The organism is Arsukibacterium sp. UBA3155 (assembly GCA_002364615.1).
In the GTDB taxonomy this organism is placed as follows: Bacteria; Pseudomonadota; Gammaproteobacteria; order Enterobacterales; family Alteromonadaceae; genus Alishewanella.
In genome coordinates this window covers 29,496-41,788 of the sequence record DEYP01000011.1, presented here as the reverse complement: position 1 = coordinate 41,788, position 12,293 = coordinate 29,496, and the positions used below count along the sequence as shown (strand labels likewise).

Genomic DNA, 12,293 nt, shown 5'->3' with positions numbered 1-12,293 from the left:
ATTTCAATAATGATGAAAACAGCCCAAGAACTGCGCGCTGGCCAGGTAATTATGGTTGGCACTGAACCGATGGTAATTTTGAAAGCCGAATTTAATAAATCCGGCCGTAACTCTGCCGTGGTTAAAATGAAAATGAAAAACCTGCTTAACGCTCAGGGCATGGAAACGGTTTACCGTGCTGATGACAAGTTTGAGCAGGTTCTGCTGGAAACTAAAGAAGTTACTTACTCTTATTTCTCTGATCCCATGTATGTATTTATGGATTCTGAGTACAACCAGTATGAAATTGAAGCCGAAAACATGACTGAAGCGCTGAAATACCTGACCGATGGTATGGAGTGTTCAGTGGTATTCTACAACGAGCGTGCTATTTCTGTAGATTTACCTACCGTTGTGGTACGTGAAGTGGTTTACACCGAACCGGCTGCGAAAGGCGATACCTCTGGTAAAGTAATGAAGCCCGCTAAACTGGATACCGGTTTTGAATTGATGGTACCGGCGTTTGTCGAAATTGGTGACAAAATCGAAATTGACACCCGTACCGATGAATACCGTAGCCGCGCGAAGTAATTTCGCACGTGAACAATAACAAAGGGCGCGTTCTGCGCCTTTTGTTGTTTTATAGCCTATAACAGGATTGCATTGTGACCAATAATGACGTGTTACGCCGCTTGCGGTATGCCTTCGAATACAACAACAACACCATGAGCGAAATTATGGCACTTGGCGGCCAGACCCCAAGCCGTGAACAAATGATTGGCTGGATAAGTAAAGATGATGAAAGCGACTTTGGCGCCATGGCTGATGTCGATCTTGCCCGGTTTTTAAATGGTCTTATTGTTCATAAGCGTGGCCGTAAAGAAGGGCCACAGCCTGAGCCAGAGCAGCGGATGAACAATAATATTATTTTCCGAAAGCTTAAAATTGCGTTGGATTTTAAAGACGACGATATTATGGCCGTGATGGCACTGGCTGATTTCAGATTAAGTAAGCCGGAGTTAAGCGCATTTTTCCGTCGGGCCGACCATAAACATTTCCGGGTATGTCAGGACCAGGTGCTGCGCAACTTTATTAAAGGCTTGCAACTGAAGTTCCGCCCTGATACTCAAGCGCAGGAGTAACGGTATGCAAGGCGGCGACAGCTTCAGCAATCTGCAACTGAGCACTGAGCAACTGACTCCACTGCATGCTGTGCAGTTGGAGAGCGTAGCCAGACGCTACCGGCTGCTGCGACAGGGCGTAAATGCGGTGTTCTTCACCGTTCTGTGGTTCGTGCTGCTGTGCTGTTACCTGCAACCCTGGTGGCCATTGCCAGTCGACTTGTCCGATACCGTGTTTCATGGCCTCTGGGTAATTCCCTTTCTGGGTTTGCTGCGGGCACTGTATTGCTGGCAGAGTGACAAACATAAGCTGTTTGCGCTGCGCGAACATGATATTAGTTATAAATCAGGTATTTTTTTTCAGAAAATGATCACGCAGCCCGTTGTCAGGATCCAGCATATTGAACTTAAACAAGGGCCGCTGGAACGCAAAACGGCACTGGCTCGTTTACAACTGTTCAGTGCTGGTGGCGCTATGCACACCTTTGAGATCCCTGGGCTGCATTTAGAGCAGGCACAGCAAATTCGTCAGTTCGTATTGCAGCATAAGGATGCATTGCAAGATGAACAACAGCAATGAGCCGGGGGTAGCGATCCCGTCGGAACCCAGAACTGAACAAATGCCTGAAGAAATGTCTGAACATCTTCCAGAAAAAGTGTCTGGCATATCCGAGCTGGAACACGCAGACGGTCAGGGACAATGGCAGCGGGTGTCACCCATTGCCATTTTGTATTTTGCGGTGGCTGTGCTGCGGTTTTTTATTGGTCAGTTTGTTTATCTTATTCCGCCTTTTATTCTGCTGTTTAACCGGATTAAAGATAACCCTGGTTTTGCTGCTGGCCTGCTCAGTGGGTTATTGCTGCTTATTGTCGTTTCGGCCATCCTTAAGTTTTATTACTTCCAATACCGGCTTTCGGCCGGTACGGTAGAGATCCGCTCTGGTGTTATCAGTAAAAAGTATCTGAATTTGCCGTTTAACCGGATCCAGAATATTAAACTGGAGCAACCGATTTTCTACCGGCCGGCAGATTATGTTTGTTTGCAGCTGGACACTGCGGGCTCGGTGCAACAGGAAGCCAGGCTGGTTGCGCTGAGCCGACCGTTTGCTGAAACACTAAAAAAACATATTCTGGTAGTTCATGAGTTAACCGCGACCGTTGCAAAACCCGCTGACAGTGACAACAGTGATGACACAAAGCCCGCCGTTGTTGCAGAAACAGAACAGCTATTGAATCAGCGCAGTGTGCGCGATTTAATTATTCATGGCATCAGCAATAATCGGATCTGGCTGTTTTTAGGCCTGGCTGCCCCGTTTTATAACCAGCTTGCAGATCAGATACTTGGCTTTTTATTGCAGGTGGGTATTGATTTACCTGCCTTATTTGATCCTGCTCAGCAATCCTGGATGGTCATTGGCTTGTACGCGTTGTCACTTACCATGTTTATTATGTTACTGCTGACGTTGTTTTCAGTATTCGGTTCGGTACTGTCATTCTATGGCTATACCCTGCATAAAAAGCAGGACAACTATATCCGGCGCAGTGGCTTGCTTACCCGGCATGAAGTGAGCATGCGGCTATCAAGATTGCAACGGGTTGCTATGAAGCGTGATTGGCTTGATATGCTGCTGGGCAGGGTCAACCTGAGTTTCGAGCAAATTAATGGTCAGCAACAATTCGCCACTGAACAAAAAATTATGGTGCCTTCAGTCACCCCGGGTGAGGCGAGCGCCTTATTAAGCAATGCTTACCCTGATAATCAACTGAGTAGTATTGACTTCAATAGCATTAGCCGGCGTTTTATCTGGCGCAATGTCGTTTTGTTCTGGCTACCTGCAGCAATTATTGGTCCGGTATCGCTGTGGCTGCAACAACAGCCGCAACTGGCTGCACTTAGCGTAATACCCCTGGCATTCTGGGCGCTACTGATTGTGATGCGCTGGTATCGCTATGGTTATGCGCAGGATGATACTTATTATTATCTTCGTCGCGGTTACTTTGGGGTGGACTACTACTGTTTCGCCAAATATAAATTGCAGCAGGTACAGTACAAACAAAGTTGGCTGATGCGCCGGCCAGGGCTATGCACTATTAAGCTGATCACGGCTTCTGGCGCGCTGGAAATTCCCTTTGTTAAAGAGGCTGATGGCAGGGCATTACTGGAGCAGGGCCTGTTGCAGATGCAGCGTAGCAAAAAAGCCTGGATGTAAGTCTCCATAACATCAGTGTTGTGACCACAGCAATGCATATTAGCGGCTTTGAAGTTGTAAATCCGCCAGCGTAATATCCGGATGGCTATGCTTAAGCTGGCTTAACAGCAGTAAGGCACAACTGTAGGCATCTGCCAAGGCATGGTGCTGGCCACTTTGTGGCAATTTATGCCGCGTTAAACAGTGGTGCAGGCGTAAAGCGTCTTGCTTCATTACAATGCCCTGTTTATGCAACCGGTACAGCTCAATATTCAGCGTGTCGATAAAACTGAATTTTGCGGCTTTGCCAAAGATCCGCTGACAGGCAACTTCCAGAAAACGTAAATCCAGCTGACAGTGATGCGCCACAAAAACATAGCCGGCATATGCCTGCAGTAACTCGGTTAATACCTCGGTCAGATCCCGTGCCCCGGTAAAATCTTTGTCATGCAGGCCGTGATATATCGCACTCTGGCCAACACCAACCGGACTGTGAACCAGATAATGCCTGGCGTCATTCAGTACAACTTCATACTGTCGAACCGGCACCCAGCCCACGCTGACAATATGATCCTGTTTGGCATTTAAACCGGTCAGCTCTAAATCAATGACTAAAAAGGGGCAATCAGCTGCTCTGACAGCGCCACCAGGCGCAGCCGACTGATTAAACTCCTGCACAATATGACTGAGCGGCGTGGTTCTATTGGCAAGCCAGCTGAGCATCGTTATAAATCCCGGCAAAAACGCTGTTTAAGCGACGACTGGGCATCATTAATTACCGTGAGGCTGTCTTTGAGCTGATGGCGCTGCAAGCCAGATAGTACATTGGGGTCGAGTAAATTACTGACATCGTGGCCCTGGATCAGGTCATGCTGATGTTTGTCCCAGCGAAGTTGCGCCAGGACATCGAAGGCATCAGATAAATTCTGGGTGTCTTTGTTATCCAGCACTCCAGCATTGGCCAGCTGGACCAGCCGCTGGCGGGTATTAATTTCACTGATCCCGGCCGACAGCGCATACACTCTGACAATATCGGTGATTAAACTGATACCGCGTTTTTTCAGATCCAGTCCTTTTTTTTGTTTGCCGTCGTGTTCCAGAATAAAATTTCTCAGAAAACTGAGCGGAGCACTGCGTTGCAGCGTGGTTTGGGCTAAATGATATAAAAATAGCGGGTTGTCGCTGGTTTTTGCCAGAATATCCTGTTGCAGGGCATTAAATAAACCTCTGCTGCCTTCGATAACCCGCAAGTCAAAAAAGATACTGGATTTAAGTAGCGCCTCGGGCGTTGGGGTGCTGACCCATTTGGCAAATTGTCCCGACCAGCCTTTTAGGCTTAAACGCAGCGCACTGTTAGAGGCCATAATATTGCCCGGGCATAAAATAATACCGCAGCGTGCCAAACCCTGACAGACAAAGTCAGCCAGAGCGGCAAAATAAACGCCTATCTCAGCCACCGGCTCTTTCTCCAGTAATAACGCATTGTCCTGATCGGCGTTTAAGCTTTGATCCATCCGGCCTTGAGAGCCAAACGCCAGCCAGCTAAACACACAGGGCGGCGGGCCAAGCTCTATCTGCGCCAGCGCAATTAAACGTTGGGTCAGTGCATCGGTAATGGTGGTGATAATATGCCCGGCCTCATGCGCCGGCACCTGTTGTTTACCCATGGTAATGGCAAGGCTGCTGATCTGACTGGCACAGTGTTCCAGGCCATCGACACTCATCTGGCGATGAATTTCGCCAATAAGATACACCGGATGATCTTGCTGCGAGCGAATAATATCGGTGGCGGTAAGCATCGAGTAGCTTTGCTGTTTATCCAGCACCGGCAAGTGGTGTACGTTATGCCGGCTCATCAGTTGCACCGCTTCAAACAGGTAGGCATGTTTGTCTATGGTATGCGGTTTGGCCGTCATTACCTGCTGAACCGGGGTGTCTGCCGCTAACCCCGCTGCCAGCACCCGGCTGCGCAAATCGCGATCTGTGATAATGCCAATCAGTTTTTCGTCTTGCTCCACCAGCAAGGAGGAAACCCGCTTTTGGGTCATTAACGCTGCAGCTTGCTGGACGCTTTGGGCTGCGCCAATGGCAATCTTGCGGGCCTGGACAATATCACTGACTTTAAGGGTGAACCGGGAGTTCTGCTGCTGATCTTTATATTGGTGCAAGCGCCGGCTGAATAAACGTTGAAAGAAAATGTCGATATTTTTATATTGATAACGTAATTGATGAAAGGCATCTGCAGCTAACCAGTACACCAGGCCATCTTCTTCACATACCAGATTGTCGTTGTCGTTAAGCCCGGTTAACAGTAACTGATAGCCATAAAAGTCACCTTGTTCCAGCTTGGTTAACAGCGTCTGTTGGTCGCTGTACAGCGCAAAGATACCGGTACGAACAATCATTAAGCGCTCGGTACTCAGTTGCACCGTTTCACCATTCTGACAGTAATAAACGCTGATATTACTGGCCAGACTGGTCAGCTGGCCAGCATCAAGCTGGTCAAATGGGGTTGTCTCAGCTAAAAAGTTTGAAACTTCAGCGACTTCCATAAAACCTCAGACCATCAAATACATTACACTTTCTGACGTTGGCATAACGCCAGGAGTAAGGGATCATTTTGCTCCAGCTGATACCAGTCAGCGCTTATGGCCTCACCGGGGGCCGGAATGGCTAATTGTGTCGTAAAATCTGCTCTGGCATGTTGCTGACAATGAACAACCTGCACCACTTTTTTTGCCGAAAGCCGCCGTTCAAAGAAATACAGATCGACCAGCCAGATTGCTTCGTTTCGCTGATTAGGGGCCGCATTGGCAATATCTGCGGCAATAAAGCGTAAGGTTTGCGGGTACAGGTAGCTCCATGGACGCCAGAATGTTTGTTGTTCAACGGTGCGCACTACTTCCAAGCCCTCTGGCAACAAACCAGCCTGATGTGAATACCAGTTATATTCACTTTGCACCTGAAAACTTAGCATACCCAGCCCGGCAAACACAGGGATAAGCCAGCGTGGCGCTTTTTTACGACTAATAAAACGGATGGCCAGGGCAATGCCTGCGGCACCTAAACCGGCAACAAGGGTTGCAATCAATTCCCACAACATAACGTCTTCCTGCTAAAAGATTTTTAAAAAGGCGGGCTTTCAACTGAAAGCCCGCTATTACCTTAACATGTCGCAGATAACAGCTGCTTATGTTGCCACTGGCTATTTACTATAGCTTAGTGGATATAGCTTAATGGTCTGTTGCCTGACCAGCGCCCCGCGGGAAACGAACGCTCTCGACCAGTTCCTGAATACGCACCGGTGGCGGTGCAGTCAGGGCTGACACAATGAACGCGACCGCAAAGTTTATCATGGCACCCACCGCGCCGAATGACAGGGGAGAGATACCGTAGCCTGTGCCGCCAAACAACCAGTTTTGTGGAATATTCTCAAAGGTTGCAGTGCCGGGAATAAAGAACCAACCCAGGTACAAAAAGATATAAACACAGGTTGAGATTAAACCGGCCAGCATACCGGCAATAGCACCGACATTATTTACCCGCTTAGAGAAGATCCCCATCATTAGCGCCGGGAAAATAGACGCTGCAGCGATACCAAAGGCAAGCGCTACCGTTTGTGCTGCGAAGCCAGGCGGGTTCATCCCCAGCCAGGTAGCCACCACAATCGCCACGCCCATGGAAATCCGCGCAGCCAGTAATTCTCCTTTTTCACTGATATCCGGTTTAATAGAGCCTTTAATTAAGTCATGACTAATCGCTGAGGATATTGCCAGTAGCAAACCGGCAGCAGTTGACAGTGCCGCTGCTAAACCACCCGCGGCAATTAAACCGATAACCCAGCTTGGTAAGTTGGCAATTTCAGGGTTGGCCAGCACCAGAATGTCATTATTAACCACTAATTCGTTGCCGTTCCAGCCTCGCTCTGTGGCGGTTGCTGCGAAGGCGGGCGTTTCGTTATACAACTGAATACGACCATCCGCATTTTTATCATCAAACTTAATTAAACCGGTAGTTTCCCAGGTCTTCATCCAGTCTGGCCTTTCAGCGTACTGAATGGCATCGGCGGTCGGACCTGAAGGATATATGGTATTCATCAGATTTAACCGTGCCATTGAAGCAACAGCAGGTGCTGTTAAATACAGCAAGGCAATAAATACCAGGGCCCAGCCGGCAGACCAGCGGGCATCGGCAACTTTAGGCACGGTGAAAAAACGGATAATAACGTGCGGTAAGCCAGCGGTACCAATCATCAGTGATAGGGTAAACAGCACCATGTTCAGTTTGTTATCTACATCAGCAGTATAGTCTCTGAAACCCAGTTCACTAACCACCTGATCAAGCTTCGCCAGCAGTGGCATTCCTGACTCGGTGTGTTCAGAAAATAAACCTAGTGGCGGTAAAAAGGTGTCGGTCAGCTGCAAGGAGATAAATACCGCAGGAATGGTATAGGCAATAATTAACACCACATACTGCGCTACCTGAGTGTAAGTAATGCCTTTCATCCCACCCATAACAGCGTAAAGGAAGACAATCACCGCGGCGATAATCAGCCCCATGTCACTGCTGACCTCAAGGAAGCGTGAAAATGCCACACCGGCACCGGTCATCTGGCCGATAACATAGGTAACCGAGGCAATAATTAAACAGGCTACTGCAACCAGACGGGCTCCGGTGCTGTAAAAGCGATCACCGATAAAATCGGGTACGGTAAATTTGCCAAACTTACGTAAATAAGGGGCCAGTAACATCGCCAGCAATACATAGCCGCCGGTCCAACCCATTAAAAATGTTGAATTGGCATAGCCACCCACGGCAATTAAGCCGGCCATTGAAATAAATGACGCTGCTGACATCCAGTCGGCGGCGGTCGCCATACCGTTCATAACCGGGTGTACGCCGCCACCAGCGACATAGAACTCTTTGGTGGTGCCGGCACGGGCCCAGATTGCGATTGCGATATAGAGGGCGAAGGAGCCGCCGACAAATATCAGGTTTATTGCAAATTGACTCATCCTGCTTACTCCTCGTCCACGCCGAATTCTTTATCGAGTTTGTTCATTCTCCAGGCATAGAAAAAGATCAAAACGATAAACGTTAAAATTGAACCCTGCTGCGCAAACCAAAAACCCAGGTCTGTGCCTCCAACCGGGATACCTGCTAACATTGGCCGCAGCAAAATGCCAAAGCCATAGGACACCAACGCCCATATCGCCAGGCTGATAATGATCAAGCGAAGATTCGCTTGCCAGTATGCCTGGGCGTTACTTTTATGGTCCGCCATCATATTTCTCCTTTAGTTATTTTTATCGAGCATTGTTAATCTAGCAGCAGTTACCGGTGGCGCCAGCCCGACTTTAGTCGAAGCCTGGCAGCCAGAGATTGACAGCAAGGGTTATTGCAGCCCAAAGTAGCGCTATAAAATACGAAGGAGAATGCTGTGACAGCATGGACTGTCGCCTTACTGGCGCTGATTTATGTCGGGGGTTTGTTCTGGGTTGCCAACTGGGGCGAGCGTCATGCCGATGACCGGGTTATACGAAAGTATGGCGGGCTTATTTATAGCCTGGCTCTGGCAGTGTATTGCACCTCCTGGACTTATTATGGCGCAGTAGGCACTGCGGTCACCCGAGGCTGGGATTATATTCCTATTTATCTGGGGCCTGTATTGCTGTTTATTTTTGGCCAGCCGTTTTTATTCAAACTTTTGTATGTGTCAAAAAAACAAAATGTGACTTCGATTGCCGACTTTATCTCTGCCCGTTACGGCAAGCGCAAAAATATTGCCATGTTCGCGGCCATTATTTGCCTGATTGTGGTGGTGCCGTATATTTCACTGCAATTAAAAGCCGTGGCAAGTTCTTACCAGGTACTGCTGGGAGGCGACTTTAGCGCCACAGTAAGCCACTGGTATCAGGACAGTGCTTTACTCAGCGCCATCGCTATGGCTTTTTTTGCTATTTTATTCGGCACCCGAAAATTACATTTAACTGAACAGAATCGCGGCGTTATGGTCGCCATTGCCTTTGAATCGGTGGTTAAACTGTTTGCGTTGCTCACCCTGGCCATTGCGGTGTATGTGTTTATTCTGGACAAGGATCAGAATGTACTGCGAGCCTTCGCCGAACATGCTGCCAGTCAGCAGGCCCAGCATAGTACCTCAGGCGTTATTGAGTTTATTACCAAAACCATTCTGGCGATGGCTGCTGTTTTTTTGTTACCCCGGCAATTCCACGTCGCCTTTGTTGAAAATGTCTCGCACCATCATTTACGTCATGCCAGGCGTTGGTTTTCCGGTTATCTGCTGCTGGTTACTCTGGTGGTGGTGCCATTGGCCGTTGCTGGCATGCAAATGTTTCCTGGTATGGCGCAACAGGCTGATAGTTTCGTGTTGCTGATCCCGGCTCAGTCAGGCTGGAACAGTTTAAGTGCACTGGTTTTTATTGGCGGCTTTTCCGCCGGCACCTCCATGATCATTATCGCCACACTGGCGCTCAGTACCATGATCAGTAACGACGTGGTAATGCCCAGCTTACTGCACTCCAGTCGGCGCAAAAGCATACCCCATGACTACAGTTTACTGATTATTCTGGTGCGTCGGGCGATGATCCTGCTGGTGATGGGCTTATCGTATTTTTACTATCAGGTATTTGCCCGCAATTACGAACTGGCCGAAACCGGTTTGCTGGCGTTTGCCCTGGCTATTCAACTGGCACCGGCAGTTCTGGGCGGTCTGTACTGGCGTCGTGGCAATGCGTGGGGGGTTTATGCCGGCCTGAGTCTTGGGCTGGTGCTGTGGTTTTACACCCTGATGTTACCGCAACTGGTTAATGCCGGCGTCATTAACAGCGATATTATGCAGCAGGGGTTATTCGGCGTAACCTGGTTGTCGCCTACCGGCATGTTTGGCATCAGCCTCGATGGCCTGAGCCATGGCGTATTATTGTCGCTGGGCTTTAATATTCTGGCCTATGTGATTGTTTCGCTGCTCACTAATGTCAATCTGCAAGACCGTTTGCAAGCTGTGGCGTTTGTAAAACCCAACTTACCCATCGATCATCAGGATACACCGGCACGGCGGATCCGTATTCATAATGCCGATTTAAAAATATTGCTGGAAAGGTTTGTCGGCAGCAACCGGGCTATTGAGTGTCTGGCAGAATTTGGCCGTAAGCATAAACTCAGCCTGCAACTGGATGATCTGCCAAGTGTGGGCCTGGTCGAGCATGTTGAACGCGAGTTATCCGGGGTTATCGGCGCGTCATCAGCTTCGGCTATGGTAAACGCGGTACTGGAAGGGCGCCAGCTCGGCTTCGAAGATGTGGTCACCCTGTTTGACGATACCACTCAGGCTATTCAATTCTCACGCAAAATATTGTTCTCCACCCTTGAGCACTTAAGCCAGGGGGTCAGTGTGGTCGACCGGGATCTTAAGCTGGTGGCCTGGAACAAAGCTTACCTTGAAATGTTCAGCTACCCTGAGGGCATGGTTCGGGTAGGCCGGCCGGTGGCAGATATTGTCCGGTTAAATGCTGAGCGGGGGCTTTGTGGCGCCGGCAATCCGGATGAGCATGTTGAAAAACGGATTGCCCATATGCAAAAAGGCACTGCTCATGTATTCCAGCGGGTCAGGCCTGATGGCCGGGTGATTGAAATGCGCGGTAACCCTATTCCCGGCGGTGGCTTCGTTACCAGTTTTACCGATATTTCTGAGCATGTTAAAGCGGTGCAGGCTTTGGCTGAAGCTAAGCAACACCTGGAAGACAGGGTGCAGGAGCGCACGCAGACCATCTCCGATATTAATCACGAACTGCTGGCCGAAGTGGGGAGACGCCGGGAAACCGAATTACAATTGCTGCAGGCTAAAGCCGAAGCTGAAGCAGCTAACGCGTCTAAAACCCGCTTTCTGGCACTGGCCAGTCACGATATTCTGCAACCGCTGAACGCAGCCAGGTTGTTTACTGCGGCGCTCAGTGGCGCCCGGGAGAAAGAGCAACAACAGCTTATTTTAAGCCAGCTTGATAACTCGTTAAAAGCTTCAGAAGAGTTAATCTCAACCTTGCTGGAAATTGCTAAGCTTGATGATGGTAAGTTAAAGCCGGATGTGCAGCCGGTGGCTTTGCAAGAGTTGCTGTCACAGTTGGCAGATGAATACAGTTTAATTGCCAGTCAGAAAGGCCTGGGGTTGACCGTGCGCAAAACGGAGCAATATGTGTTAACAGACACCACATATTTGCGACGAATTCTACAAAATATGCTGTCAAATGCACTGAAGTACACGGCAAAAGGGCGAATTTTAGTTGGCTGTAGAAAGCGGGCCGACAAGGTGGTGGTGCAGGTTTGGGATACCGGTCCGGGTATTGCGCCGCATGATTTAGAACGTATTTTTGAAGATTTTTACCGGATCGATGCGACAGCCAAAGGCCAGCAGGGTGTTGGCCTGGGGTTAGGTGTGGTCCACCGCATGGCAAAGTTATTGGGGCACCCGTTGCACGTTCGCTCCTGGCCGGGCAAGGGTACGCTGTTTAGCATAAGTTTGCCGCTGACTGAACAGCGCCAACGTACCCTGTTACCGTTGCCGGGTCAGCACGCGCAGCGACCTTTACCTGGGTTAACCGTTGTCTGCATTGATGATGATGTGGCAAATCTGGCGGCTTTAAAAATATTGCTGGAGCAATGGCAAATTGCAACGGTAAGCTGTTTTTATGACGAAGCTGAGCTACTGGATTATGCCAGCCATGCGCCGCCACCGGATGTGATGTTAATAGATTATCAGCTGGGACAGCACGCCAATGGTCTGGAGGTGTATCAGCAAATTAAAGCGTACTGGGGCGAGGTTGGCGGAATTCTGGTGTCGGCATCACCCCAGGCAGATTTAGCAGCTCAGGCAAAAGCCGCTGGATTGATGTATCTGGCAAAGCCGATTAAGCCCGGGGCACTCAGAGCCAGTCTGAATCATTTTAAAATGCTCAAGCGTGCCAGACAGACACCCTGATCTATTCAG

General features: G+C 49.3%; 10 protein-coding genes. 5 read left to right on the top strand and 5 right to left on the bottom strand.

All coding sequences use genetic code 11. The features are described from left to right. Nucleotides 1-12: 12 nt before the first annotated feature. From efp to B2X65_RS03290, 4 genes are all read left to right on the top strand, one after another. Nucleotides 13-570 carry an elongation factor P gene (efp, locus tag B2X65_RS03305; protein ID WP_290610751.1) on the top strand — a complete coding sequence of 186 codons (558 nt, stop codon included), beginning with the start codon at nucleotides 13-15 and terminating at the stop codon, nucleotides 568-570. Between the two features lie 74 nt (nucleotides 571-644). Beyond that, entirely contained in the window at nucleotides 645-1,121 is a 477-nt protein-coding gene (locus tag B2X65_RS03300; RefSeq protein ID WP_290610656.1) for a DUF1456 family protein, read from the top strand. A gap of 4 nt (nucleotides 1,122-1,125) precedes the next feature. Continuing rightward, entirely contained in the window at nucleotides 1,126-1,680 is a 555-nt protein-coding gene (locus B2X65_RS03295; protein ID WP_290610654.1) for a PH domain-containing protein, read from the top strand. After that, nucleotides 1,664-3,310 (top strand): PH domain-containing protein, encoded by a 1,647-nt coding sequence (locus B2X65_RS03290; RefSeq protein ID WP_290610653.1) that lies wholly within the window; start codon nucleotides 1,664-1,666, stop codon nucleotides 3,308-3,310. The genes B2X65_RS03295 and B2X65_RS03290 overlap by 17 nt, the downstream gene beginning before the upstream one ends. Before the next feature lie 39 nt (nucleotides 3,311-3,349). Here B2X65_RS03290 and B2X65_RS03285 read toward each other — a convergent pair whose 3' ends face one another. The 5 genes from B2X65_RS03285 to B2X65_RS03265 form a co-directional block, all read right to left on the bottom strand. Further along, nucleotides 3,350-4,012 carry an exonuclease domain-containing protein gene (locus tag B2X65_RS03285; protein ID WP_290610651.1) on the bottom strand — a complete coding sequence of 221 codons (663 nt, stop codon included), beginning with the start codon at nucleotides 4,010-4,012 and terminating at the stop codon, nucleotides 3,350-3,352. Between the two features lie 2 nt (nucleotides 4,013-4,014). Beyond that, the gene (locus tag B2X65_RS03280; RefSeq protein ID WP_290610649.1) at nucleotides 4,015-5,841 is read right to left on the bottom strand and encodes a DUF294 nucleotidyltransferase-like domain-containing protein; all 1,827 of its coding nucleotides are present in this window, start codon (nucleotides 5,839-5,841) and stop codon (nucleotides 4,015-4,017) included. A 23-nt stretch (nucleotides 5,842-5,864) separates the two neighbouring features. Further along, nucleotides 5,865-6,392 (bottom strand): hypothetical protein, encoded by a 528-nt coding sequence (locus B2X65_RS03275; RefSeq protein WP_290610647.1) that lies wholly within the window; start codon nucleotides 6,390-6,392, stop codon nucleotides 5,865-5,867. 130 nt (nucleotides 6,393-6,522) lie between these two features. Continuing rightward, entirely contained in the window at nucleotides 6,523-8,304 is a 1,782-nt protein-coding gene (locus B2X65_RS03270) for a sodium:solute symporter family protein (protein ID WP_290610645.1), read from the bottom strand. Nucleotides 8,305-8,309: 5 nt separating this feature from the next. After that, entirely contained in the window at nucleotides 8,310-8,573 is a 264-nt protein-coding gene (locus B2X65_RS03265; RefSeq protein WP_290610749.1) for a DUF4212 domain-containing protein, read from the bottom strand. A gap of 156 nt (nucleotides 8,574-8,729) precedes the next feature. On the opposite strand from B2X65_RS03265, the gene B2X65_RS03260 reads away from it, so the two are divergent. Then, on the top strand, nucleotides 8,730-12,284 hold the full coding sequence (locus B2X65_RS03260; protein WP_290610643.1) for a PAS domain-containing hybrid sensor histidine kinase/response regulator: 3,555 nt from the start codon (nucleotides 8,730-8,732) through the stop codon (nucleotides 12,282-12,284). The last annotated feature ends 9 nt before the right edge of the window (nucleotides 12,285-12,293 follow it).

Excerpts from the sequence above, each read along its gene's own strand:
- efp (WP_290610751.1), top strand. The coding sequence starts at position 13 with ATGAAAACAGCCCAAGAACTGCGCGCTGGCCAGGTAATTATGGTTGGC.
- B2X65_RS03295 (WP_290610654.1), top strand. The coding sequence starts at position 1,126 with ATGCAAGGCGGCGACAGCTTCAGCAATCTGCAACTGAGCACTGAGCAA.
- B2X65_RS03290 (WP_290610653.1), top strand. The coding sequence starts at position 1,664 with ATGAACAACAGCAATGAGCCGGGGGTAGCGATCCCGTCGGAACCCAGA.
- B2X65_RS03285 (WP_290610651.1), bottom strand. The coding sequence starts at position 4,012 with ATGCTCAGCTGGCTTGCCAATAGAACCACGCCGCTCAGTCATATTGTG.
- B2X65_RS03280 (WP_290610649.1), bottom strand. The coding sequence starts at position 5,841 with ATGGAAGTCGCTGAAGTTTCAAACTTTTTAGCTGAGACAACCCCATTT.
- B2X65_RS03275 (WP_290610647.1), bottom strand. The coding sequence starts at position 6,392 with ATGTTGTGGGAATTGATTGCAACCCTTGTTGCCGGTTTAGGTGCCGCA.
- B2X65_RS03270 (WP_290610645.1), bottom strand. The coding sequence starts at position 8,304 with ATGAGTCAATTTGCAATAAACCTGATATTTGTCGGCGGCTCCTTCGCC.
- B2X65_RS03265 (WP_290610749.1), bottom strand. The coding sequence starts at position 8,573 with ATGGCGGACCATAAAAGTAACGCCCAGGCATACTGGCAAGCGAATCTT.